This window comes from Sphingobium xenophagum (genome assembly GCF_031457465.1).
Classification (GTDB): Bacteria; Pseudomonadota; Alphaproteobacteria; order Sphingomonadales; family Sphingomonadaceae; genus Sphingobium; species Sphingobium xenophagum_A.
In genome coordinates this window covers 1-22,460 of record NZ_JAVDWV010000020.1, presented here as the reverse complement: position 1 = coordinate 22,460, position 22,460 = coordinate 1, and the positions used below count along the sequence as shown (strand labels likewise).

The 22,460-nt window shown below is 61.6% G+C and carries 23 protein-coding genes and 1 pseudogene; 14 read left to right on the top strand and 10 right to left on the bottom strand.

What is annotated here, in order from left to right; genetic code table 11:
• The first annotated feature begins 148 nt into the window (after positions 1 to 148).
• Positions 149 to 430, top strand: a complete 282-nt coding sequence (locus J2W40_RS17835; RefSeq protein WP_310227311.1) for an autoinducer binding domain-containing protein — start codon at positions 149 to 151, stop codon at positions 428 to 430.
• A gap of 48 nt (positions 431 to 478) precedes the next feature.
• Here J2W40_RS17835 and J2W40_RS17830 read toward each other — a convergent pair whose 3' ends face one another.
• From J2W40_RS17830 to J2W40_RS17810, 5 genes are all read right to left on the bottom strand, one after another.
• The gene (locus tag J2W40_RS17830; RefSeq protein WP_310227310.1) at positions 479 to 664 is read right to left on the bottom strand and encodes a DUF6961 family protein; all 186 of its coding nucleotides are present in this window, start codon (positions 662 to 664) and stop codon (positions 479 to 481) included.
• Positions 661 to 861, bottom strand: a complete 201-nt coding sequence (locus J2W40_RS17825; protein WP_096063370.1) for a DUF5818 domain-containing protein — start codon at positions 859 to 861, stop codon at positions 661 to 663. Before J2W40_RS17825 ends, J2W40_RS17830 begins: the two co-directional genes overlap by 4 nt.
• Positions 861 to 1,283, bottom strand: a complete 423-nt coding sequence (locus J2W40_RS17820) for a thermonuclease family protein (protein ID WP_310227309.1) — start codon at positions 1,281 to 1,283, stop codon at positions 861 to 863. Before J2W40_RS17820 ends, J2W40_RS17825 begins: the two co-directional genes overlap by 1 nt.
• A gap of 10 nt (positions 1,284 to 1,293) precedes the next feature.
• The gene (locus tag J2W40_RS17815) at positions 1,294 to 1,479 is read right to left on the bottom strand and encodes a hypothetical protein (RefSeq protein ID WP_310227308.1); all 186 of its coding nucleotides are present in this window, start codon (positions 1,477 to 1,479) and stop codon (positions 1,294 to 1,296) included.
• A 149-nt stretch (positions 1,480 to 1,628) separates the two neighbouring features.
• The gene (locus tag J2W40_RS17810; protein ID WP_310227307.1) at positions 1,629 to 1,820 is read right to left on the bottom strand and encodes a DUF6771 family protein; all 192 of its coding nucleotides are present in this window, start codon (positions 1,818 to 1,820) and stop codon (positions 1,629 to 1,631) included.
• 76 nt (positions 1,821 to 1,896) lie between these two features.
• Here J2W40_RS17810 and J2W40_RS17805 point away from each other — a divergent pair, with 76 nt between their 5' ends.
• From J2W40_RS17805 to J2W40_RS17790, 4 genes are all read left to right on the top strand, one after another.
• The gene (locus J2W40_RS17805) at positions 1,897 to 2,487 is read left to right on the top strand and encodes an SOS response-associated peptidase family protein (protein ID WP_310227306.1); all 591 of its coding nucleotides are present in this window, start codon (positions 1,897 to 1,899) and stop codon (positions 2,485 to 2,487) included.
• Positions 2,488 to 2,868: 381 nt separating this feature from the next.
• Positions 2,869 to 3,024 carry a DUF4113 domain-containing protein gene (locus tag J2W40_RS17800; protein WP_310227305.1) on the top strand — a complete coding sequence of 52 codons (156 nt, stop codon included), beginning with the start codon at positions 2,869 to 2,871 and terminating at the stop codon, positions 3,022 to 3,024.
• Between the two features lie 176 nt (positions 3,025 to 3,200).
• Positions 3,201 to 3,593 (top strand): polyhydroxyalkanoic acid system family protein, encoded by a 393-nt coding sequence (locus J2W40_RS17795; RefSeq protein WP_310227304.1) that lies wholly within the window; start codon positions 3,201 to 3,203, stop codon positions 3,591 to 3,593.
• A gap of 78 nt (positions 3,594 to 3,671) precedes the next feature.
• On the top strand, positions 3,672 to 4,478 hold the full coding sequence (locus J2W40_RS17790; RefSeq protein WP_310227303.1) for a S1/P1 nuclease: 807 nt from the start codon (positions 3,672 to 3,674) through the stop codon (positions 4,476 to 4,478).
• A gap of 117 nt (positions 4,479 to 4,595) precedes the next feature.
• Here the strand turns inward: J2W40_RS17790 and J2W40_RS17785 are convergent, their stop codons facing one another.
• The 5 genes from J2W40_RS17785 to pdxR all read right to left on the bottom strand — a co-directional run bounded on the left by J2W40_RS17785 (position 4,596) and on the right by pdxR (position 14,016).
• Positions 4,596 to 7,799: an amidohydrolase family protein gene (locus tag J2W40_RS17785; RefSeq protein ID WP_310227302.1), complete on the bottom strand. Its 3,204-nt coding sequence runs from the start codon at positions 7,797 to 7,799 to the stop codon at positions 4,596 to 4,598.
• 78 nt (positions 7,800 to 7,877) lie between these two features.
• Entirely contained in the window at positions 7,878 to 10,118 is a 2,241-nt protein-coding gene (locus J2W40_RS17780) for a TonB-dependent receptor (protein ID WP_310227301.1), read from the bottom strand.
• A 66-nt stretch (positions 10,119 to 10,184) separates the two neighbouring features.
• Positions 10,185 to 11,855: an amidohydrolase gene (locus tag J2W40_RS17775; RefSeq protein ID WP_310227300.1), complete on the bottom strand. Its 1,671-nt coding sequence runs from the start codon at positions 11,853 to 11,855 to the stop codon at positions 10,185 to 10,187.
• Positions 11,852 to 12,466, bottom strand: coding sequence for an FMN-binding negative transcriptional regulator (locus tag J2W40_RS17770; protein ID WP_310227299.1), 615 nt, complete (start codon positions 12,464 to 12,466; stop codon positions 11,852 to 11,854). The genes J2W40_RS17775 and J2W40_RS17770 overlap by 4 nt, the downstream gene beginning before the upstream one ends.
• Positions 12,467 to 12,540: 74 nt before the next feature.
• A complete protein-coding gene (pdxR, locus tag J2W40_RS17765) occupies positions 12,541 to 14,016 on the bottom strand; it encodes a MocR-like pyridoxine biosynthesis transcription factor PdxR (protein ID WP_310227350.1) in 1,476 nt (491 codons plus the stop codon).
• 183 nt (positions 14,017 to 14,199) lie between these two features.
• On the opposite strand from pdxR, the gene ku reads away from it, so the two are divergent.
• From ku to J2W40_RS17720, 9 genes and pseudogenes are all read left to right on the top strand, one after another.
• Positions 14,200 to 15,099, top strand: coding sequence for a non-homologous end joining protein Ku (gene ku / locus J2W40_RS17760; protein ID WP_310227298.1), 900 nt, complete (start codon positions 14,200 to 14,202; stop codon positions 15,097 to 15,099).
• A gap of 476 nt (positions 15,100 to 15,575) precedes the next feature.
• Positions 15,576 to 15,962, top strand: a complete 387-nt coding sequence (locus tag J2W40_RS17755; RefSeq protein WP_310227297.1) for a GNAT family N-acetyltransferase — start codon at positions 15,576 to 15,578, stop codon at positions 15,960 to 15,962.
• A 72-nt stretch (positions 15,963 to 16,034) separates the two neighbouring features.
• A complete protein-coding gene (gene ligD / locus J2W40_RS17750) occupies positions 16,035 to 18,512 on the top strand; it encodes a DNA ligase D (RefSeq protein WP_310227296.1) in 2,478 nt (825 codons plus the stop codon).
• 152 nt (positions 18,513 to 18,664) lie between these two features.
• The gene (locus tag J2W40_RS17745) at positions 18,665 to 19,558 is read left to right on the top strand and encodes an SDR family oxidoreductase (protein ID WP_310227295.1); all 894 of its coding nucleotides are present in this window, start codon (positions 18,665 to 18,667) and stop codon (positions 19,556 to 19,558) included.
• A 345-nt stretch (positions 19,559 to 19,903) separates the two neighbouring features.
• A complete protein-coding gene (gene rutB, locus J2W40_RS17740) occupies positions 19,904 to 20,662 on the top strand; it encodes a pyrimidine utilization protein B (RefSeq protein ID WP_310227294.1) in 759 nt (252 codons plus the stop codon).
• Positions 20,662 to 21,045 carry a pyrimidine utilization protein C gene (gene rutC, locus J2W40_RS17735; protein ID WP_310227293.1) on the top strand — a complete coding sequence of 128 codons (384 nt, stop codon included), beginning with the start codon at positions 20,662 to 20,664 and terminating at the stop codon, positions 21,043 to 21,045. Before rutB ends, rutC begins: the two co-directional genes overlap by 1 nt.
• Positions 21,038 to 21,820: a pyrimidine utilization protein D gene (gene rutD / locus J2W40_RS17730; protein WP_310227292.1), complete on the top strand. Its 783-nt coding sequence runs from the start codon at positions 21,038 to 21,040 to the stop codon at positions 21,818 to 21,820. Before rutC ends, rutD begins: the two co-directional genes overlap by 8 nt.
• A 5-nt stretch (positions 21,821 to 21,825) precedes the next feature.
• Positions 21,826 to 22,020: pseudogene (locus J2W40_RS17725) on the top strand (pyrimidine utilization protein A); the annotation flags it as partial.
• Between the two features lie 66 nt (positions 22,021 to 22,086).
• Positions 22,087 to 22,460, top strand: a 374-nt coding sequence (locus J2W40_RS17720; protein WP_310227291.1) for an IS5 family transposase, incomplete at its 3' end; no start/stop codon positions are given.

Here is a 22,460-nt window from a genome sequence, read left to right as displayed (position 1 = left end):
CATGTGCGAACCAGGCAGACTTATGGATTGAAGTGGCACGGAAATTTTCCGTTGCGGTGCATTGTTGATAGAAACTCAGGGGCGGACGTTGGCGGGTCGTCGTTAGCGAGCCTGATTAACAACTTCCGCTGCCAAAAGAGAGTTATTCATGATGCACAGCCAAGAGTTTCAGTCGATCATTCAGGCATTCTATGGCGCGAAAGACGACCAGGGAATATATGAAGTATTTGATCATATCACATATTTTCTTGGCTTCAGGTATTTCGCCATTGGCCACCATATCGATGTTCTCAATCCACCGATCGTGTCCTTTGGAATTGAAAACTATTCACCGAACTGGTTGAGAGATTTATTTCATGATCGGTACTTCATGGACGACCCAATTTATTTTCTTTGCAACGGGCGACACGCCGGCTTGTACGTCTGCTGAGAACACCGCCGTCCATGCCTTAAATGTATTGACCAGGGCAACGACCGGCTATTGAGCGCGTGATCGCATCATCATGTCCATCCGGTGTGCAATATCTTTCCATAGCGCCACGCCAGCCATGTCTCCCTCAACCGCAAGGGAACCTATCCGTTCGGCCACTTTGCGCGGTGCGTGCTCCCCATGCTGCTTCATCAGCATGGACACCGCGCCCCACAAAAGCTGGTCTTGCGTCATGCCAGGGTGATCCGTTCGACGGCAATCAGGTCAAAACCGTCACGCACACCGATGATGGCAACGCGCTTGCCCAGCAGAGGCCGCCAGGTCTTGGTGATCTCCAGTCGCCACTCGCCTCCATCGGCTACCCGCAGCACCGGATAGAAGTCGCCTTCCAGAAGAATGCCGGTCAGCTCATGGCGCGTTCCTCTCGGCATCAGCGACAATGCCCCCGCGCATGACGATCCCATCGCAGGACAGTGCCTGACCTGATCATCGCGCAGCTTATGTCACCCGTCCCGGGCAGACTGCACCATGCGCCTGTGCGACCGCCCCGCGCCGATCCACTCGACACGCAGCGCATGGTCGGCGCCGATACAAGAACATGCCCGGTCCGCGCCCTGCCTTTTGCGCCACCCAGCAAGCGCACCAGCCGGTCCCGTGCTGCAATAGCCGATGCCCTGGGGCAGGGGTGCCCCTGTTTGCATGTGCCGTCCAGCTCGCGCGCGGCGATACCAGCCAAACGCACCTTTGGACCTTCCGCACACCAGATAGGGCCGTCCCCGTCCCAGACATGGGTCGGCGTACAGGCAAAGGCCTGCCCGGATGCCAGAACGACTGCAGATAGGGCGGCAAGCATGAGCGTCGCTTCAGCCGTCGGCCAGGATGGTCATGACACTGTCGAGACTGCCCTTGACGACGAGATAATTTCCCTTCTCGAAATTGACCGCGCTGGTGTCGTTCCCACCGCGGTAGCGTCGAACGAAACTGACCCGATCGACATTGACGACCACGAAGTCGCCGTCCACCGTTTCGAAACGTACCAATCCGTTCATATCTATTCCCGATCGCTCAAACCGAGACGCTAGCGTGGCGGGGCCGGATTGCACAGCCGCTATGCGGTCTATTGCTCAAGATCAGGAAAGCGGCAGACTATTCAGCAAGACTGACCCTGTGCATCACCCGATCTACCGCGGGCTTGCCGTCACAAAGGCAGCGTCATCTGGCGGATGTCAGGAATAGTCGGGGGATTTTCGATAGCCACGATGACGCTTTGCGCCAGTTCCACCGCCGCTTGTTCGCGCAGGCGCTCGTTGGGTGCAGTGAGGGCGACGCGTGCCCAGGCCGGGGCGTGAAGCAGGCTCTGCGCGAGCCAAAGAGAATCGGGGTGAGTCATGGGTCTGATCGTAAAGAACATATCAGGAACGAAGCAAGAGGCTTGCGATGAAATTGGCGATCGCTAGGCTGCCCGGATGTGCAATCACTATCGAACCGACCCGGACAAGATCCTCAGTTGGCGGGACTATGCGGGGTTCGATATCCGCCAGCCCAACGCCGCGTTCGCCACGGACGTCTGGCCTAAAAAGCTGGGCATGATCGTCCGCAACGATGATGGTGTGATCCGAAGCGACGTCATGTCCTGGGGCGTGCCAACCCAGGTCAAAGGCAAAAGCGGAAAGATGCTGGAAAAGCGCATCACCAATGTGCGGAATCTCAGCAGCCCATTCTGGAAGTCGATGCTGGCCAATCCTCCGCAGCGGTGCCTCGTACCCTTTTCGACATTCGCGGAACCCAAGATCGGGGAAGGACGCGATGAGTGGTGGTTCAACGTGATCGATCAGCCGATCGCCGCTTTTGCAGGCATATGGCGGCAGAGTGACCATGGTCCGGTCTATGCTTTTCTGACCTGCGAACCCAATGCGCTGGTCGCGCCGCTGCATCCCAAAGCGATGCCGGTCATAGTTGAACCGGCCGACTATCAGGCATGGCTATCGACGGATTATGACGGTGCCTGTGCGATGGCGAGGGCATATCCTGCCGCGCAGATCACCATCCAGGGTTAGAATATACAAGGAATAAAGGACCAGTTCGGACAATCGGACTATGCCGGGTCGGGTATCTGATCCTTGGCCCATTTGATGTTTGAGCCCATACCCATTGCCTTGTCGTGTCCAACCTGCCGCGGCTGCTATTGAGCTTTCCGGCAGGCTTTCCTTCGACGCGCAGGACGACATGGAGGAACCGATCAATCTTGCCGACTGGCTGATTGAGCATCCGGCGGCAAAATGGTCTCATGGCCCTTTCCTACGCCTGGCGTGGCATAGAGAGCGCTTGGCAAGAGGGCTACGGCGTCACCAAGGCGGGCGTCATGCTGGAAGACCATCGACGCTGATGGACGACCGCGAACGCTGTTCGAGGACGATAGCGGGCGGCGTGATCGATTGATGGGCGCCATGGATCAGGTCAATATGCGTTTCGGGAAATTCGCGGCCGTTCCAGCCAGTCAGGGGTTCAAGCGCGAATGGGCGGCCAGATCGGACAGCAAGTCGCCCAACTACACCACCTGCATTGCCGAGGTGCCCGCCGTAAAGGCGAGATGAGCAAGGTTGGCTGCTGGGGATCCCTTGTCCGATGTGTCTGGATATCGCCCAACCGGCTGATCTCGAGCGATGAACGATCCTGGCAGTGAACGGTCAGCGCTGCCCACGTTGGGCATGAAGGCAGTCCTTCCCCTTCCCGGTTAAGCACCACCCCCCTACCCCACAGCCCCAGCCTCATGATGCGGACCCACGCGACAGAGCCGGAACCACATCCTTGGTCCAAGCGTCCATGGACCATGGTAACTCCCACTGAAATTGACATTCCCCACACTCTTGGTCGCGACGAGGCCATACGGCGCATGGAGAGGGGCGTTGGCAAACTGGCCTCGCACATCCCGGGCGGCGCAGCCGCTGTAACCCATTCATGGCCCAGCGCTGAGCGTCTTGCATTGACGGTCGCGACCATGGGCGTCGAAGTGCCCTGCACGGTTGATGCGGAAGACAGTCGGCTGCGGGTGACGCTCCATCTTCCTAGCATGCTGAGCCTGATGTCAGGGCCGATCGCCGCCATAGTAGAGAAGCAGGGCGAACGGCTGATGCTGGACGACAAGGCCGACAGGACGATCTAGGGTCGCGCCACGCGGAACGACATACCATCTACAGCAATCCGTCTTTCCCTGGAGAGGAAATGCCGCCAAGGAACAGCCATGCGTATATTCTCCCTTCTCGCCATCCCATTCCTTGCATGCACACCCGCACAAGCTTGGGGTCCTGTCGGCCACCGCATAACCGGTGCCATCGCCGATGAAAATCTGAGCGGTGTTGCACTTGCCCATGTCCGGCTCTTGCTTGGTGCCGAGAATTTGGCGGAAGCGGCGACCTGGCCCGATGACATGAAGTCCGACCCTGCCGACTATTGGCAGAAGAAGGCTGGCCCCTGGCACTATGTGACGGTCAGACAAGGGGACAGCTATCAAAGCAAAGACGCGCCGCCAGAGGGCGATGCCATGAGCGCGCTGGATGGTTTTACAGCTACGTTGCGCAGTCCCAAATCGTCCATCGAGGACAAGCGGCTGGCCCTCCGCTTCATCGTGCACATCATCGGCGATCTGCATCAGCCATTGCACGCCGGCGGTGGCGATGATCGGGGTGGCAATGATGTCAAGGTGACTTGGTTCGGCCGCGCGACCAACCTTCATTCGGTGTGGGACTCGGCCATGATCGAACAACGCGCCTTGTCCTATTCCGAATATGCGCAATGGCTGTCGCGCTCGATATCGCCCGAGCAGCTGATCGAGTGGAGCGATCCTGCGCCTTCGCTCTGGATTGCCGAGAGCATCGCGCTCCGCAAGACGATCTACCCCGCCGACTCCAACATGTCCTGGGATTATGCCTACGCGCATCGGTCTGAGATGGACGATCGACTGAAGCGCGGAGGCATAAGGATCGCGGCCTATCTCAATCGGGTATTCGAGCCCGGAACCGGCAACGATCTGGCCGCACGAACTAAATGACATGCCTCGACACATAGTGTGAATGTGACGACGCATTCAGTCAGTGGCTATGTCATTTGCGACTTGGCCGTCCGCCTTCAAATTATAATTGAAACTGTAAATGCTAGCGTCGCGACATCACTGCACGCCTTCTTCCGAGAACCACGCCAATTCGGCCTTGATGTCTTGCGGCCAGATTTCGTCTAACGTCATCGGGTCATAGAGGCGACCATTTTTCATCACAGCGCCAATATTCATGGCATTCGAAATATCAGCCGTCGGGTCTGCGTCCAAGATCAAGAGATCAGCGAACTTGCCCGGTTCCAGACTGCCTACATCGTCGCTATGGCCGATCACCTCGGCCGATCCGATCGTTGCGGCCTTGAGCGTTTCCATTGGCGTCGCGCCGCCCGCGGCGAAAGCCTGCATCTCCCACTGATAGCCCAAACCCTGCATTTCGCCATGGCTGCCAATGCCCACCAACCCGCCCGCGCGCTGGATAGCTACGGCATCGGCAGCGATCAGGCGCCAGCTTTGCGACTCGGGCGGCATCCAGTGGCGATTGCGGAGCTTTTCAGCGACGATGCCAGGCGGCACGAAATGGCGGAATTTCAGGTCGTCCTGCGGGCGTTTGTTGATGATGAAATCGAACAGTGCCGGGGTCGTGCCATAAGCGACCGAGATGGTGGGCGTGTAACTGGTGCGGCTCTGCGCAAAGAGGCGGACAATGTCCTCCCGCAGCGGCGATACCGGGACGCTATGTTCGTTGCCCGAAAAACCGTCGATGGCGTGGGTCAGGTTCAGTACCATGTCGCTGGCACCTTCGGTCGTGGGCATCATGCCCAGATCCTTTGCCGCCTCGACCATATATTGGCGCTGCGCGCGGTCGCCGATCATATAGCTCTTGATGTTGCGCGTGCGATAATGGTCGCGATAGCGGGTAAGGACGTCGATCGCGTCCTGCTTGCTGTGGATTTCAGCATTCACGAACACGCCCGGCCCGGTGGACCAAGCGCGCGGGCCGCGCATCATGCCCGCATCGATCATGTCCTGATAGGCGAAGATGTCGGTGGTGAAGGGCTGGACGTCCAACGCCGAGGTAACGCCATAGGCCAGGTTCGCGGCGAAGTCCCAATGACCCCTGTCATGAATGGCGCGGCGGATTTCGAACCAGTGAGCGTGGGTGTCGACAAAGCCGGGGACGATATATTTGCCGCTGACATCGCGGATGGTCGCGCCGCTGGGAATGGCGAGCGAGCCGGATGGGCCGACGGCGACGATGCGGTTGTCGGTAATGACAATGTCGGCGTTGGCGACGACATCCTGCCCGCCCGCCATCGGTAGCACGGTCGCGCCGCGCAGCACGATGCTGCCCCGGGGCACATCGCGCGGCAGATCGACCGGCAGGGTGAAGCTTTGCGCCTGTGCCTCAGCCCCCTGAGCGGAGGCAGACAGCGCCTGTTCGATCGGCAGGCGCTGGAACGTCGCGCCGACCGACCAGGTGATGGTAGCGCCCTTATCCGCCCAGTCTGTGAAGTCGGCGCCGATCCGGGTCAATTTGTGGCGCGCGACGCTGGCGGCATTCAGGTCGATCGTCGGCGGCTCCGCGCCGTTGGCGGGCGGGACGTCGATCAGGTAGATTTGCGCAAAGGATTTGACGAGCGCGTGTCTGCCGTCGGGGCTGAGGCGCACCTCGTCCACCGGTGCGGGTCCCGGGAAATATTGCCCCAGCCCGGGCGCCAGCACGCGCAGTTCCAATTGCGGATCGCCGCCGGACAGCGGCACCGTGCTGACCCCCGCCGGACTGTAGAAAAGGAGACGACCGTCATCGCCGAAATGGAGCAGCCGGGCACCCATGGCATGAGTGACGAGTGTGGCAGGGCCACCCCGCGCGTCCATGCGGATAATGTCGGTTGGGCGTGACGGGTCGATTTCGGACGCGGCGCGCAGGCGATCATAGTGGTTGGCGCGCAAAGCCACCACCGTCTTGCCGTCGGGCGTAAAGACTGGCTGGGTATAGAAAGCCGGAAATTGGGTCAGTCGCCGGGGTTTGCCGCCGCTCGTCGGCACGGTCCAGACATGGCCGCCTTGCGTAGCGGTCCAGGTTACATAGACGATGCTTTTGCCGTCCGGGGACCAGCCGGGCTGGAAAGCGTCATCGGCCATGATCCGTATGGGCGTGGCGCCTGGGACGAGGCTTTGCACATAGAGGCCGCCCAGAGCGGTGAAGGCGACGCTCTTGCCATCGGGCGACTGGCGGGGGGCCTGGACGACACGGACACGAACCGGGCCTTCCTCTTCCTTCTGATGGACGCGGGTGAGCGGACCAAGACCGAGATTGACCGGGGCGGTGAAGGGAATGTCCGTTCGTGTCCCGCTGGCGATGTCCAGCCGCGCCAGTTTGCCGCCCACGCTCATCAGCAGCGCCTTGTCGCCCGGCATGAAGGTGAAGCGCGGCAGCAGGTCGGCATAATAGCCGCCATCCTGGCCGTCGCGATCGATCGGAAAGGCGATCCACTTATCCTCACCCGTATCCAGGTTGCGTAGGCGCAGGCCGTTCTTCTGTCCCCCATTCGCCGTGGTGCGACTGGCATAGGCGAGCAGCTTGCCGTCATGCGACAGCGCCGGGCGCATTGCGCCGCCGGCCGACTGGATGATGGTTTGCTCCACGCCGGTCTTGAGGTCGCGGCGCGCGATCGACCAGTTGGGCAGGTCGTTCTCAGTCCAGGTATGCCCGCGCTTGGTGGCGTAGTAGAGGGTGCGGCCGTCAGGCGCGGCGACCGCGCCCATGGCGTTCATCCGGCCATCCCAATTGTCGGGCGATCCCGCCTTGGTGATCTGGATGCCGCTGCCGCCATCCTTGTCATACATGAACAGTTCGAACGCCAGGATCGCGTGGACGGTCCGCGATACGGTGACGAAGCGGCTGTCGGGAGACCAGGCGGGAGAGCTGTAGATGGCGACGCTGCTGTCGCGGGACAGTTGCTTGAGGCCCGTGCCGTCGGCGTTGGCGATCCACAGGTTGGTGACGCCCGACCGGTCGGAGATGAAGGCGAACTGCTTGCCGTCGGGCGAAAAGACCGGATTGCGCTCGAACGCCATGCCGCTGAGCAGAGGCCGTGCCGTGCCACCGGCTGCGTCGAGGGCATAGATGTCGCCGAGCAGGTCGAACAGGATCGTCTTGCCGTCGGGGGCCATGTCGGGCTGCATCCAGGTGCCTTCATGCGCGTCATAGGCCAGCGTGCGGGTCGGCTGGAGGCTGAGGCCGCCCTTGTCCTGCGCGTGAAGGGCGGGCGCGATCAGAAGGGCGGCGCCAAGCAGGAGGGAAGCGGTAAAACGCATGGCGGCCTTTCTGGCAGGTCTGGATTGTAAAGAAAATGGGGCCGCCTGCCATGTGGCAAGCGACCCCGGTAGTAAGGATTAGAGGCCCCAGTCGAAGCGCAGGCCAATGGTGCGGGGACGAATGATCGAACCCTGCGGCGTGAAGGCATCGTTTGCGAATGGGGCATTCAACACGCCATATTTGTCGAAGACATTGTTCGCGAACGCCATCAGCCGCACCTTTTCGCCCAAGCCCACCGAAGCGCGCAGGTCGAAGACGTTGAAGTCGCCGCGCCGCGACACATCGTCGAAGCTGGTCGGCGCCGACGACAAATAGCGATGCGCGACATCGAAGGTCGGCGCGCCGGACACGTCGGCAAAGGTCAGGGTCAGGCTGTTGGCCACCGACCATTTGGACGAACCGGGCAGCGTCGTCCCCTCGGGATAGCCGCCCAGCCCTGCCGCATCGAAAGGATAAGGCAGGAATTCGGTGATCTTGGCGTCCTGGTAGGTCACGTTGCTGCTGAAGCGGACCATGCGGTTGAGGTTGACCGTGCCAGAAAATTCGACGCCCTTGATCCGTGCGCCGCCGGCATTGACGACATAGGAGAAGTAGGACGGTGCCGGGCCGAAGAGACGGGCCTGGATATCATCCCAGTCGATCTGGAAACCGGTCAGGTCGATGGCGAAACGGCCGTCGGGAGTCTGCGCCTTGATGCCCGCTTCGTAATTCTTGACCGTGTCGCTTTCATAGGAGGCGGGGATGGTCGGCAGCAGGCCCGCATTGGGGTTGATGCCGCCGACGCGGAAGCCTTCCGAATAGGTCGCATAGGCCATCACGTCCTTGGTCGGGCGGAAGGCGACCGTCACCTTGGGGGTGAAGCCGTCTTCCTTCTGGTTCACGCTGCCGGTGCTGTCGGTCGGCGTATAGCCGCCCGGATAGCCGCCCAGCGCGCCGGCCTGGTTCAGCACGTCGGCTTTCGCGGTGGTGTCGAAATAGCGGCCACCCAGGGTGATTTCGAACTGTTCGATCGGCTTGAACGACAATTCGCCGAACACGCCGAAATCCTCGTTCGTGCTGCTGGTATAATAGCCATAGAGGCGATCGCCCGGCGTCAGCTGCGCGCCGCTAAAGCCGCCGAACAGGTCAGGATTGGCGTCGATAAACGCACCCGCGCCCGCCTGAATGATCTGGTCGTAGCTGGTCTTCTTCGCCTGCATGTAGCTGATGCCGACCAGCCATTTGAATGGCCCTTCGCCCGCCGAAGCCAGGCGCGCCTCCACCGTCTTGATGAGCGCATCCGCCTCGCCCAGCGAATAGGCCGCGCCGTCGCCGGTCGTCACGCCCGTCACATAGGGAGAGGGATAGGAGAAGATGGTGGTGTTGTTCTTCTTGGTGATCGATCCCAGCACCGTCAGGTTGGCGATGTCACCCACTTCCTGGTCGAGACGCAGGCTGCTCATCCAGAAATCGGTTTCCTGCGTTTCGGCGCGCGGCAGATTGCGGACATAGGGGTTGGGCAGGTCGAGATAGGTCTGGTCGTCCAGCTTGCTGTCCTGATAATTGGACAGGAACGTGACCTTGGTCGTTTCACCCAGATGCGCGACGATCGATCCGCGAAGACCCCGGCTGCGGAAATCGTTGGAGCCGTTAACGCCGATGCCCGGATTGTCGAGATAGCCAGCGTCCGAGCGCTGGAAAGCGACCAGGCGCAGGGCGAGTTGATCCTGCACCAGGGGGATGTTGATCATCGCCTTGGCCGCATAGTTGAGTTCGCCACTGGCATTCTTGGTCGTGCCAATCAGGCCAGACGCGGCGGCGTCGATCTTCGACGCATCGGCGACATTGGCAACATAGTTGACGAGGCCACCCAGTGTGGACGAGCCGAACAGCGTGCCTTGGGGACCGCGCAGCACTTCGACGCGCTGGAGGTCGAACGTGTCGATGTCGGGGATGCCGATCGGGAAGCCGGGTTCCACGATGGGGACTTCGTTGAGATAATAGCCAACCGTAGTCTGGCCCTGCTCATGATAGGTGGTGGCGGCAACGCCGCGGATGACGACTTCGGAAATTCCGGGCTGATAGTCGTTGAAGACGACGCCGGGCAGGCGCGTGATATAGTCCGACAGGCTGTTGGCGTTCATCGCCTTGAGCTGTTCGCCAGTCACGGCGCTGATCGGCATCGCGACCTGGCGGATATCCTCGTTGCGCTTGCCCGCCGTTACGATGATGGCGTCGCTATCTTCGGCAGGCGCCTGCGCCAGGACGGGCGCGGCGAACAGGGTCGCTGCCGCCAATGCGGCCAGGCTGACCGACTTTATGGGCATAATCGTCTTCATGTCTTGTCCCCTTTTGCTGGGCTGGGGCGCCGTGTTCGGTCGCCCTCGCCCGGTGATGAAATCGCGTCAGGCGCTAAAGCGTTCGGCGCCGTTCACGATGGTCTTGAGTATCTTCGTCGCGCCGGTCTTGGCCGGGTCGATGGCGAACAGGTCGGCGTCCATGACCACGAAGTCGGCCAGCATCCCCGGCGCGATCCGACCCAGGCGATCATCCTGGAATCCGGCAAAGGCGTTGGTCACGGTATAGGCGCGGAGCGCCTGCGCCATGGTCAGCTTCTGGTCCGGCAGCCAGCCACCCGGATTGGCACCGTCGATCGTCTGGCGCAGCACGGCGGCGGCAACGCCCGTCAGCGGATCGAGCGGCGCGACGGGCCAGTCGGAGCCGAACGCGACCTTCGCGCCGGCGTCGAGCAGCGATTTGAAGGCATAGGTCCCCTTCAACCGTTCCGCGCCGACGCGCTGGATCGCCCAGCGGCCATCGTCAATCGCATGATAGGGCTGCATTGCGGCGATGACCTGCTGTTTGGCGAAACGAGGTATCGCGGCGACCGAAAGATGTTGGGCATGTTCGATGCGGAAGCGACGGTCGCGCGGGCCGTTTTTGGCAGCGGCGGCGGCGAAGATGTCGAGCGCTTCGTCATTGGCCCGGTCACCGATCGCGTGGATGGTGATCTGGAAACCGGCGGCATCGGCGTCGTTGGTCCATTGCTGGACGTCCGCCATCTTGTGCAGCGGCATCCCGCTATTGCCCGGCGCATCGTCATAGGGCTGGTAGAACATCGCTGTACGCGAGCCGAGCGACCCGTCATATTGCAGCTTCAGCCCGCCCCAGCGCAGCCAGTCGTCGCCGCGGCCTTCGACATCGACCAGCGCCTTGACCTTCGCCCAATCCTGCAACGGCAGGAAGGAATAGAAGCGCATGTCCGTTTCGCCCTTGGCGCGCAGGCGGCGCAGCGCGTCATGGGTCACCCAGTCCAGTTCAGTGGTGTGGACCTGGGTCACGCCCTTGGACAGGCCATGGGCGATGCCCTTGCGCACGGATGCTTCGCGGTCCGCGTCGGTGGGCGCTGGGATGGCGCGCTTGGCGAGGTCCATCGCGGCGTCTTTCAGGATGCCGGTGGGATTGCCATCTTTGTCGCGCACGATGACGCCGCCGGGGACGTTGGGCGTGTTGCGGTCGATTCCGGCGACATTGAGCGCCGCGCTGTTGAGCGCCAACATATGGAGATCGAGCCGCTGCACGGCGACCGGGGTGTCGGGGGTCACCGGATCCATCCAGCTGCGGTCTGGCAGTTCCCCGCCCCATAGTTCCGCGTCCCAGCTGCCGCCCTGGACCCATTGGCCAGGTTTCAGGCTGCGCGCCGCTTCGCCAACGATGCGGGCAAATTCCTGCGGACTTTTCGCCTCGCGCAGATTGGGTTGGGTGAGGAGGTCGGAGCCGATCAGGAAATGGGTGTGGCAGTCGATGAAGCCGGGCATGACGAAGGCCCCGGCCAGATCGACGACGCGGGTCGCCTTGCTGCTGTGCGCCTTGACCGCCGCGCTGCCCAGCGCTGCTATCCGACTGTCTGCGATGCCGATGGCGGACAGTGCCGGCGCGCCCTGCCCGGTCCAGACCGTGGCGTTGATATAGGCGGTGTCGAGCGACTGCACCTTCGCCCAACCGCGCCCGGCCAGCAACGCCAGCGCGACGCTCCCTCCGCCCCCGACCAGCAGATTGCGACGGCTGATGCTCATGCCTTTGTCTCCTCTTCGAGCCGCTCTTCATTGTAGAGCCGCATCCAGTCGCGCAGCGGACCGTGCGCCATGTTGCCGACGATCTCGTTGATGCCTGCCTTCGATTCGTCACGGCCCAGTTTGAACCGGCCATCGATCGTACGGACATAGGCGCGAAAGGCGATGATGTGCGGGAGCATGGCGGGTAAGCGCGCTTCAGCGTCGCTCACCTTCCACGGCGCGGCGTGGCCCTGCTCCATGCGGTCGGTCAGCCGCTCGATCGATTCGCGCGTTTCATCCGGCACGAACGCGACGTCCACATGGACAGCTGCAGCGGCATAATTCCAGGTCGGCACCCAGGTCGGATTACTGAGCAATTCCGGGGAGATATAGGCCTGCGGCCCGTTGACCAGCACCAATGCGGACGGTTGTTCGCGCAGCAGCGCGACCTGCGGGTTGGCGATCGCCATATGGCCGAACAGCGCGACCAGCGATCCGTCCGCATCGCATTCCGCCAGCAGCGGCAGCGGACTCGCCCCGAATCCGGCCGCTCCCGCCGACACCAGCCAGCAAAGCGGGTTCTGGTCGATCAGGGTAACGACATCGTCGGGGTCACGCGGCGGATATTTCATGACGCTGACAATGAGTCGCAATGGACCAGCCAGAAACATACAATTTCACAAAGTGAAGGGGTCCAAGCCGATTTTCAGTTGTGCGTGCAATCTTGCAACGCCTGAAGCACGGCGCGGGCCTCCTTTTCGTCCAGGCTGGCAAAGCCCAGGCGCAGGCCGCGTTCAGCGCTGTCGTCGGCGGCATAGCTGTGCGAGGACGCGAAGCTGAGGCCAAGAGCAGGCGCGCGCGCCTCGATTCGATCGAGTGCGGCGAGATCGCGAAAGCGCAGCCAGAAGGCAAGGCCGCCGTCGGGCACGCGATAGTCGATCAAGTCTCCCAGCGTCGCGTCCAGGCTGCGGGCGAAAGCATCGCGCCGGGCGGCATAGATTTGCGCGGTCTTGCGGATGTGGCGGCGCACCTCCCCGCTTTGTAGCAGATGCGCAGCGACCAGTTCGGTGATGCTGTTGCCCATGCCGTCGATCAGCGAAATCTGATAGGCAAGCGCGTCGATCACCTGCGGCGCGGCAGCGATGTAACCGATGCGCAGCGCCGGCACGAGCAGCTTCGACATCGACCCGGCATAGATGACCCGCGCGGGCGCATAGCTGGCCATGGGTAGCAGCGGTTGCGCGCCGAAGTGAAATTCATGGTCATAGTCATCCTCGATCACCGCGAAGCCGAATTGGCGCGCCAGTTCGAGCAGGCGCAGACGCCGGTCGGGCCGCATCGAGACTGTGGTCGGGAATTGGTGGTGCGGCGTCACGAAGATCGCGCGCACACGATGTTTGCGACAGGCACGTTCGACATCAGAGACATCGACGCCATCCTCATCCAGACCGACCGTCACGATTTCAGCCCCGCAGGCGCGGAAGGCGGCGACGGCGGGCTCGTAGGTGAGCCGCTCGACCAGCACCGCGTCGCCCGGCCGGATCAGGATGCGGGCAGTCAGGAACACGCCCATCTGGCTGCCGCGGGTGATGCAGATATGGTCGGCGCTGACCATCAGGCCGCGCTGCCGCCGCAGCATGTCGGCGATCGCGCGTCGCAGGTCGGGAGATCCGCGCGGGTCACGATAGGACAAGCTGTTGGTGCGGGCGGCCTCCTCCGTCGCCTTGCGATAGGCGCGCGCGAGCAGGTCGGCGGGGAGCAGGCGACCGTCCGGCACGCCTTCGTCCAGCTTGTGCCAATGGCCGACCGGGATAGCGATCGGCCGGTCCGGCGCCGCGAGAAACGGAAATTCGGTGTCGTCCGGGGCGATGGTCGTTGCGACAGGAAGATGTGGCGTGGTGGCCATCTCGCCGCGTGGCAGTGACGTCGATACCCGGGTGCCGCGCGTGCCTGCGCTCGCCAGCCAGCCTTGCGCGATCAATTCCTCATAGGCAGTGACGATAGTCTTGCGATTGACCTCCAGCGCGTCGGCCAGGTCTCGGCTGCTAGGCAGATAGTCGCCCGGCTGCAGACGGCCGCGCTCAATCTCATGCACTAGACCATGTGCGATCTGCATGTAGCGCGGGCTATCTGGCGCGATCTTGACGCGCTCCTTTAGCAACAAAGTCCAGGGACGAAGCATCGATAGACCATGACGGTCATAGCTGTTGAAATCCAGCATCGGTTTGACACTAATCGCGCCGACGGGTGGCAGGCTCCTTCTGGCGCGTAACGCTGTGCTTAGCTACTGGATGACGCCAAAGCGATGTGCACGGAACGGGACCAAGCGCGAAGGGTTGATGCGACAGACCGGCAGGAGATGATCATGGCTGCACGACCCTATTGGAAAGGCCAGATCAGGCTTGCACTCGTCTCCATCCCCGTCGAAATCTATTCCGCGACCCGGAGCGGCGCAACGATCGCCTTCAACCAGATCCATGAACCTTCGGGCAAGCGCATCAAATATGAGAAGATCGTGCCCGGCATCGGGCCGATCGATCTCGACGACATCGTCAAGGGCTTTGAATATGCCAAGGGCGAATATGTACTGCTGGACGAGAAGGAGATCGAAGGCGTCAAGCTGGAGAGCAAGAAGACGCTGGAATTGACCCAATTTGTCGATGCGCACGACATCGACATGATCTATTTCGAAAAGCCCTATTATGTGGTGCCCGCCGATGACCTGGCCGAGGAAGCCTTCATCGTCCTTCGGGAAGCGTTGCGGCGGAGCCGGAAGGTCGGCCTTGGTCAACTGGCGATGCGCGGCCGGGAATATGTCGTCAGCATCAAGGCGTGCGGCCGCGGCATGGTGATGGAGACGTTGCGTTACGCCGATGAAGTCAACAAGGCCGCGAGCTATTTCCGCGACATCGGCGATGGCGAGCCGGGTGAAGAATTGCTCGATCTCGCCACGACCCTGATCGACAAGAAGACGGGCAAATTCGACGCGAGCGATTTTCACGATCGCTATGTCGAGGCGCTGAAAGAGCTCATCGAACATAAGAAGAAGGGCAAGACGCTCAACATCGATAATGACGATGACGCCAGCGCCGATCCACGCGGCAACAATGTTGTTGACCTGATGGCGGCGCTGAAAAAATCCATCGGTCCGGCCAGCAAGGCCAAAGCCCAGGCAAAGAAGCCGACGGGCAAGGCCACGACTAAGAGTGATGCGAAGTCGGCCGACAAGACACCAGCAAAAGCGCCTGCCAAGAAGCGGGCGTGAGCAGCTCGTTTCCGTTGCTTTGCGTGTAGTGGATCATGACCGACGCGCCCAACGATCAGACGCTGCGCGAAATAGCCGCTCATCGTGGTTTCAAGCTGGTAAAGTCGCGCAGACGCAAGATCGGTGCGGGCGATTATGGCAAATATGGGCTGATCGATGGGAGCGGGAAACCCTTGCTCGGCGTCAGTGACGAAGGGCTGACCGCCTCGCTGGAGGATATCCAGATTTTTTTGCGCAAGAGCGCGACAAGCACATGGAAGGCATCAGCCGACGCGATGCCTTCGCGTCCGGCATCACCACGAAGAGCGAAGGCGACGGCGCATCAGACGGTCGAGCCTGCCGTTAGGCCGCGCTCGAAGCGGTCCACAGGGCAAACGCCAAGGTCCGCACCGAAGATATCGGTCAAGCCCACACCCATGCCCACATCGGCACCGCTCCGCATCTGCACCGCCAGGTCAGCGGATGCGGAAGGCGTGATGGCACTGCTGTGCCAGCTCGATAAGGTCACTATCGACAAACGCGGGGTCGTGAATAATCTTGAGCGGGTCGAAAAGGCCGGCGGCGGCACGCTTTTGGCTGTTTTGAAGGGGATCATCGGTTGTTGCAGCTGGGCTTTGATCCCGACGCTTCAATATGGTCTGATCGGGCGCATCACGGTGTTGATAGTGGATGAAGGCCATCGCCGCAAAGGTATCGCGACCGCGCTGCTGGATGCTGCGACAAAGGCGCTGCGCGATACAGGATGCACGCGGATTGAAGTGATGAGCGATATCGCCATCAAAAACGCGCATAATTTCTTCCGCGCTTCGAGGTTCGAGCAGACCAGCTACCGCTTCGCCCGGGCCATCGATGCAAAGGCGTGACCCATTTGCGATACCCCCGGAACGAGTTGGCGCGTTTGCGGATTGACGGGCAAAGGGACGGATCGAACCGGCATGGCCAAGGCGCAGGACAAATCTCCGAAGGACAGCCTGGCGCTCTATCGGGCGAAGCGCGATTTTGCGCGCACGGCCGAGCCTGCCGGTGCGGAGTTTCCGACGACCGGCAACGGCTTTGTCGTCCAGAAACATGCAGCGTCGCGGCTGCATTATGATTTCCGGCTGGAACTGGACGGCGTGCTGGTCAGCTGGGCCGTAACCCGTGGGCCGAGCGCCAATCCCGACGACAAGCGTCTGGCCGTGCGGACCGAAGATCATCCGCTCGATTATGCGCGGTTCGAAGGCCTGATCCCCAAGGGCGAATATGGCGGCGGCACCGTCATGCTGTGGGACAATGGCACATGGGAAGCGATAGCGGGTAAAGACCCGCGCAAGACGCTGCCCGAAGGGCATCTCCATTTCATCCTCCACGGCCGCCGGATGCAGGGCGAATGGATCTTGTTCCGGCTCAAGCCACGTGGGAAGGAGCGCGGCGAAAACTGGATATTGCGCAAGGTCAATGACGGCTTCGCCGGTGGGTCGGACGATCTGGTCAGTCACCATCTCACCAGTATCGACAGCGGCCGCACGATGGAGGAGATCGCCGCCGGAAAACCCGTTTCCAAGGGCAAAGCCGCAAAAGCGAAAGCGGCTGTACGCGGAAAAGCGAAGGGCGATGCTCCGCCGCCGTTTCAGCCAGTACAGTTGGCGACGCTGGTCGATCATGTGCCTGCGGGCAACCATTGGTTCCATGAGCTGAAATATGATGGCTATCGCACGTTGCTGGCCATCGCCGGCGACAATGGCCGCGCCTATACGCGATCGGGCCTCGACTGGTCCGATCGCTTTGCCGGATTGATCGCTGACGCAACAAAACTGGACGCATCCAGCGCCCTCATCGACGGCGAGGCCGTGGTGATCCTGCCCGATGGCCGCACCAGTTTTCAGGCCTTGCAGGCCGCGCTCAAGGAGGATCCGGGCCGGATCGACTATATGGCGTTCGACCTGCTGGCATTGAATGGCGAGGATTTGACCGGGCGGCCCTTGCTTGAACGCAAGGCGATGCTCGCCACGCTGATCGGCGACGGGGTGGGGCATATTCGTTATTCCGACCACATTGTCGGGCGCGGTGAGCAACTGTTCGAGCGTTTTTGCGGCGCGGGGCTTGAAGGCGTCATCTCCAAGCGGGTGGATGCGCGCTATTCCGGCGCGCGATCGGGAAGCTGGGTCAAGACCAAGTGCATCCGGCGTCAGGAATTCGTGATTGTGGGCTGGTTACCCTCGGACAAGCAGCGCGGGTTCCGCTCGCTGCTGCTGGGCGTCCACGACAAGGGCGTGCTGCGGTTCGCCGGGAAGGTCGGCACGGGCTTTTCGGCAGATGAGATGGCGCGGCTGCTGGCCTTGATGGCACCGCTGGCCCGGAAGACGCCGACGGTTAAGGCCCCGCGCGCGCCGGTGCGCGAGGCGCGCTGGATCACACCGAAACTGGTCGCCGAGGTCGCCTTTGCCGAGTTTACCGACGAAGGCGTGCTGCGCCATTCCAGCTATCTGGGTTTACGTGAGGACAAGAAGCCGGAAGACGTCGTGCTGGAGGTCGAAGCGCCCGTCGGACAGGCGACGCGGCCCGCCGCGACCAGCGGGGTCAAGATCAGCAATCGCGATCGGGTGATCTTCCCGGAGGGCAAGCTCGCCAAGGGCGAGTTGGCCGACTATTATGAGACGGTGGCGGATATCATGCTGCCCTGGGCAGGCAGTCGGCCGATCAGCCTCGTGCGCTGTCCGCAGGGCCGCGACAAGAAATGCTTCTTCCAGAAGCATGATGCTGGCAGCTTCGGCGACGACGTCAAGCAAGTCGGCATCTTGGAAAAGGACGGCCATGAGGAACCCTATCTCTTTGTCGATACGCCCGCGGGGCTGCTGACGTGCGTTCAAATGGGGACGATCGAATTTCACGGCTGGGGCGCCAGGATCGAGGATGTCGAGAAGCCCGACCGGCTTGTGTTCGATCTTGATCCCGACGAGGGGTTGGCGTTCAAGGATGTGGTGTCAGCCGCCTTCCACCTTCAGGATATGCTGGCGCAGATGGGGCTCGTGACCTTTCCGATGGTGACGGGTGGCAAGGGGGTGCATGTGATCGCGCCGCTGACCCCCAGCGCGGAATGGCCGCAGGTCAAGGATTTCGCGCATCGGTTCGCTACCGCCTTGTCGCAGGCCGATCCCGACCGGTTCACCGCCGCACTCGCCAAGGCGAAGCGGACGGGCAAAATCTTCATCGACTATTTGCGCAACCAGCGCGGCGCGACGGCCGTCATGCCCTATAGCGCGCGATCGCGGCCGTTCGCACCGATCGCCGTGCCGATCAGCTGGGAGGAACTGCGCACGCTCGATGGCCCAGACCATTGGCATATCGGGGATGCAAGCGAGATGGTGAAACGCGCGGCTTCGAAAGATCTGATCCATTGGGGTAGAGCCGATCAGATCCTGCCCGATCTTTAGTCTGCTGCGGCCAACGACGTCGACCGTCGGTGAACTGGGGCATTGCCAAGCCTAACGCAGGAACTCGCGGACGGGGTGGTTCGTAATTTGACCTTCAGCCTTCGGAGCGACGTCGAAAATGTCCGCCCGCCATTCATCAGCAAGGAACCCTCATGGCCGATCGCCTCACTCTGCAAGATCCACGCAATCAATATCCCAAGCCGCCTTTTCCCAAGCAGCCCCAGCCAGCCCCCGGCATAGCGGCGCAGATGGACCCGACACCGGACCATGGCGAAGAAAGCTATGTGGGGTCGAGCAAGCTCAAGGGACGCAAGGCGCTCGTCACGGGTGGCGATTCCGGCATTGGTCGGGCAGCGGCCATCGCTTATGCAAGGGAAGGTGCCGATGTGGCCATTGCCTATCTGCCCCGCGAAGAGAGCGATGCACAGGCCGTCATCGCCTTGATCGAAGCGGAGGGACGCAAAGCCGTCGCGCTACCCGGCGACGTAACAGATGAAGCCTGGTGCCGCCAGTTGGTCGCCGAGGCGGTCGCCGGTCTCGGCGGGCTGGACATATTGGTCATCAACGCGGGCCACCAGCAGTTTCGGGACGATGTGCAGGCGGTCAGTTCCGCCGATTTCGACCGTACAATGAAGACAAACCTCTATGCGCTGCACTGGATCGCGCAGGCGGCGGTGCCGCATCTGCCCGCCGGTGCATCGGTCATCACGACCGCATCGATACAGGCCTATGATCCATCGGCCATCCTCCTCGACTATGCGACAACCAAGGCGGGGATCGTGGCCTATACCAAGGCGCTGGCCAAGCAGCTGATCGAGAAAGGCATTCGCGCCAATGTTGTAGCACCTGGTCCCTTCTGGACGGTCCTGCAATCCACTGGCGGCCAGCCGCAGGAGAAGGTCACGAAATTTGGCGAGCAAAGCCAGTTCGGCCGCCCCGGCCAGCCCGTCGAGATTGCGCCGATCTATGTGCTACTGGCATCGCAGGAAGGTAGCTATATCACTGGCGAGGTCTATGGCGTGACGGGCGGCGCAGGTATCGCCTAAGCAGCGCTGGGTTGCGGCCATATTTTAGTAGCCGAATGATCACCGACACGAGCCGTGGTGTTAACCGAAAATCTCTGTCATCGACCCTTCCTCGACATTCAGACGCAGGCTTTTCGCTCCTAGCTGCGGGAGGTCCGGCTTCTGTCAGGTGTCAACCCTTCCTCTGCGGCCATTTTCATACTCTATGTGCACACGGTCAGTTGTTGCGCTGATTGTCGGCGAACTCCAGCGTTTCTAATTGGCTGTGGAATGAAGTTTCCTGCCGAAACTGGGCTGCGTTGACAAAAGACTTCAGTCAGAGGCGTGAGCCAGCGAGGTTGAGGGCGCACGCTGCTTGACCACTGAATGCATTTGCTCAATCCTGCGCTGGTGAACGAAATCATCATCGATCCGGCCCCTTCCCGTTCCGGCCCCTCTGCGGTGCTCCTGGCGCGCCCCGAAGCGATCCGTCTAGATGCCGCGACGACGGCGGTCATCGTCGTGGATATGCAGAACGCCTATGCCAGCGAGGGCGGCTATGTGGACGAGGCTGGCTTCGATATCGGCCGGGCGGCTGGGGTGATTCCAAAGATTGCCGAAGTCGTCGATATCGCGCGCGCAGCGGGCATCCCTGTCGTGTTCCTGCAGAATGGCTGGGATTCTAACTATGTTGAGGCAGGCACGCCGCTCTCGCCAAACTGGCATAAATCCAATGCGCTCAAGACAATGCGGGCGCGACCCGAGCTGGCCGGGAAGTTCCTGGCGCGCGGTGGATGGGACTATGAGCTTGTGGATGGCTTGCATGTGCAGGAGGGCGACCTTCGCGTGCACAAGCCGCGCTATTCCGCCTTCTTCAACTCGCAGCTCGATTCCGTGCTGCGGGCACGCGGCGTCCGCACGCTGATCTTCACCGGCATCGCCACCAATGTCTGTGTCGAATCGACCCTGCGCGATGGTTTCCACCTCGAATATTTCGGTGTGATGCTGGAGGACGCCGTGCATCATCTGGGGCCGGACTTCATCCGAGAAGCCAGCCTCTACAATGTCGAGAAGTTTTTTGGCTGGGTGAGTAGCGTCGCCGATTTCACAAACGCTGTCGGCCAACTGCCTCCGAAGGACTCCTGATGCCTTTCGAACCGATCAATCCGCCCCAGTTTCCCACACCAATAGCGCCTTATTCGGCCGGAGCGAGGGCCGGCAACACAGTGTACGTCTCGGGCGTACTGGCGCTTGGAGAGGGTGGCGCGGTGCTGCATATCGGCGATGCCGCCGCGCAGACGCGTCATGTGCTCGACGTCATCAAAGCCACGATCGAGGCTGCGGGCGGCACGATGGCGGACATCGCCATGAACCACATCTTCCTTACCGACCTTGATGACTATGCCGCCTTCAATGCGGTCTATGCCGAATATTTTCCGGGCGACAAACCTGCGCGCTACTGCATCAAGTGCGAATTGGTGAAGCCGGAATGCCTGGTCGAGATCGCCTCGGTCGCCCATCTTGGCTAGGGCGGCAGGGCTTTACTACGAGATCCATGGAAGCGCGGATGCGCCGCCGTTGATATTGTCGAGCGGCCTTGGCGGCTCGGCGACCTATTGGGCACCGAACCTGCCGGCGCTGGCTGCGCATTTCCGCGTCATCGCTTATGACCATCGCGGCACCGGCCGCAGCGACCGCGCGCTTGGTGACACCCTATCGGTCGAGGACATGGCGAGCGACATGATCGCGCTGATGGATGCCCTCGGCATCGTGCGTGCCCATTGCATCGGCCATGCGCTGGGCGGGGCCATCGGCGTCGAAACCGCCATCCACACAGGACGGATCGACCGGCTGGTCGTCATCAACGGCTGGCGCTCCCTCTCGCCCCATACGCGGCGCTGTTTCGCCGCCCGCCTCGCATTGCTGCATGGCGCTGGCGAGCGGGCCTTTCTCGAAGCACAGCCGCTTTTCCTCTATCCGTCCGACTGGATCGCTGCCCACGACGAAGAGTTGAAGGCTGACCTTGAACACCATCTCGCGGCTTTTCCGGGCGTCGAGACGATGGACCAGCGCATCGCCGCCGTGCAGGCCTATGCGCCCAATCCGGCGGGGCTGGCGACCCTCGAAAAGCTGTTCGTCATCGCCACCCGCGACGACTTCCTTGTGCCGTTCGCCACCGCGCTCGATCTCGCCGCGCCGGTTGCGCACGCCCAAACCGCCACATTCGATTGGGGCGGTCATGCCTGCAACGTGACCGATCCCGACACTTTCAACCGCGTCGTTCTCGAATTCCTCAGGAGTTGAAGTCCATGCAGGTCGGCGTTTTCATCCCTATCAACAATAATGGCTGGCTCATCAGCGAAAGCGCGCCGCAATATCTGCCAAGCTTCGATCTCAACAAGGAGATCGCCCTGCGCGCCGAGAAATACGGGCTCGATTTCCTGCTATCGATGATCAAACTGCGCGGTTTTGGTGGCAAGACGCAATTCTGGGAATATGGCCTAGGTTTCGTGGACAAAGGTTGACAGTAGACTCGCCGTTTGATTCAACGCTGATTTTTGGAGGTAGCGTTGGGCGAACGGATCGGGTTGTCGGATGCGGAATGGGCAATCATCGGCCCTCTGTTACCTCCTGAGCATGGTCGCGGTTGCCGGCCCGCGCAGGATAACCGACAGTATTTCGAGGGGATGATGTGGATCGCCCGGACAGGCTCGCAATGGCGACACCTGCCAGACGAATATGGCAAGTGGAACAGCGTTTTCCGCCGCTATCGGCGATGGGTGACGACTGGCATGTTTGAGGCCATGCTCGAAACGCTTGCCGAAATGGTGGAGCGAGATGCCAGCGCTGATATGATCGACAGCACCGTCGTCCGGGCACATCATTGTGCAGTCGGCATAAAAAAGGGACTCAGGAAACCGAGGCGCTTGGCCGATCGCGCGGC

Excerpts from the sequence above, each read along its gene's own strand:
- ligD (WP_310227296.1), top strand. The coding sequence starts at position 16,035 with ATGGCCAAGGCGCAGGACAAATCTCCGAAGGACAGCCTGGCGCTCTAT.
- J2W40_RS17825 (WP_096063370.1), bottom strand. The coding sequence starts at position 861 with ATGCCGAGAGGAACGCGCCATGAGCTGACCGGCATTCTTCTGGAAGGC.
- J2W40_RS17785 (WP_310227302.1), bottom strand. The coding sequence starts at position 7,799 with ATGCGTTTTACCGCTTCCCTCCTGCTTGGCGCCGCCCTTCTGATCGCG.
- pdxR (WP_310227350.1), bottom strand. The coding sequence starts at position 14,016 with ATGCTTCGTCCCTGGACTTTGTTGCTAAAGGAGCGCGTCAAGATCGCG.
- J2W40_RS17775 (WP_310227300.1), bottom strand. The coding sequence starts at position 11,855 with ATGAGCATCAGCCGTCGCAATCTGCTGGTCGGGGGCGGAGGGAGCGTC.
- J2W40_RS17820 (WP_310227309.1), bottom strand. The coding sequence starts at position 1,283 with ATGCTTGCCGCCCTATCTGCAGTCGTTCTGGCATCCGGGCAGGCCTTT.
- J2W40_RS17810 (WP_310227307.1), bottom strand. The coding sequence starts at position 1,820 with ATGACTCACCCCGATTCTCTTTGGCTCGCGCAGAGCCTGCTTCACGCC.
- J2W40_RS17780 (WP_310227301.1), bottom strand. The coding sequence starts at position 10,118 with ATGAAGACGATTATGCCCATAAAGTCGGTCAGCCTGGCCGCATTGGCG.
- rutC (WP_310227293.1), top strand. The coding sequence starts at position 20,662 with ATGCCTTTCGAACCGATCAATCCGCCCCAGTTTCCCACACCAATAGCG.
- rutB (WP_310227294.1), top strand. The coding sequence starts at position 19,904 with ATGCATTTGCTCAATCCTGCGCTGGTGAACGAAATCATCATCGATCCG.
- J2W40_RS17830 (WP_310227310.1), bottom strand. The coding sequence starts at position 664 with ATGACGCAAGACCAGCTTTTGTGGGGCGCGGTGTCCATGCTGATGAAG.
- J2W40_RS17805 (WP_310227306.1), top strand. The coding sequence starts at position 1,897 with ATGTGCAATCACTATCGAACCGACCCGGACAAGATCCTCAGTTGGCGG.
- J2W40_RS17800 (WP_310227305.1), top strand. The coding sequence starts at position 2,869 with ATGGGCGCCATGGATCAGGTCAATATGCGTTTCGGGAAATTCGCGGCC.
- J2W40_RS17770 (WP_310227299.1), bottom strand. The coding sequence starts at position 12,466 with ATGAAATATCCGCCGCGTGACCCCGACGATGTCGTTACCCTGATCGAC.
- J2W40_RS17790 (WP_310227303.1), top strand. The coding sequence starts at position 3,672 with ATGCGTATATTCTCCCTTCTCGCCATCCCATTCCTTGCATGCACACCC.
- ku (WP_310227298.1), top strand. The coding sequence starts at position 14,200 with ATGGCTGCACGACCCTATTGGAAAGGCCAGATCAGGCTTGCACTCGTC.
- J2W40_RS17795 (WP_310227304.1), top strand. The coding sequence starts at position 3,201 with ATGATGCGGACCCACGCGACAGAGCCGGAACCACATCCTTGGTCCAAG.
- J2W40_RS17835 (WP_310227311.1), top strand. The coding sequence starts at position 149 with ATGATGCACAGCCAAGAGTTTCAGTCGATCATTCAGGCATTCTATGGC.
- J2W40_RS17815 (WP_310227308.1), bottom strand. The coding sequence starts at position 1,479 with ATGAACGGATTGGTACGTTTCGAAACGGTGGACGGCGACTTCGTGGTC.
- J2W40_RS17745 (WP_310227295.1), top strand. The coding sequence starts at position 18,665 with ATGGCCGATCGCCTCACTCTGCAAGATCCACGCAATCAATATCCCAAG.
- J2W40_RS17755 (WP_310227297.1), top strand. The coding sequence starts at position 15,576 with ATGGCACTGCTGTGCCAGCTCGATAAGGTCACTATCGACAAACGCGGG.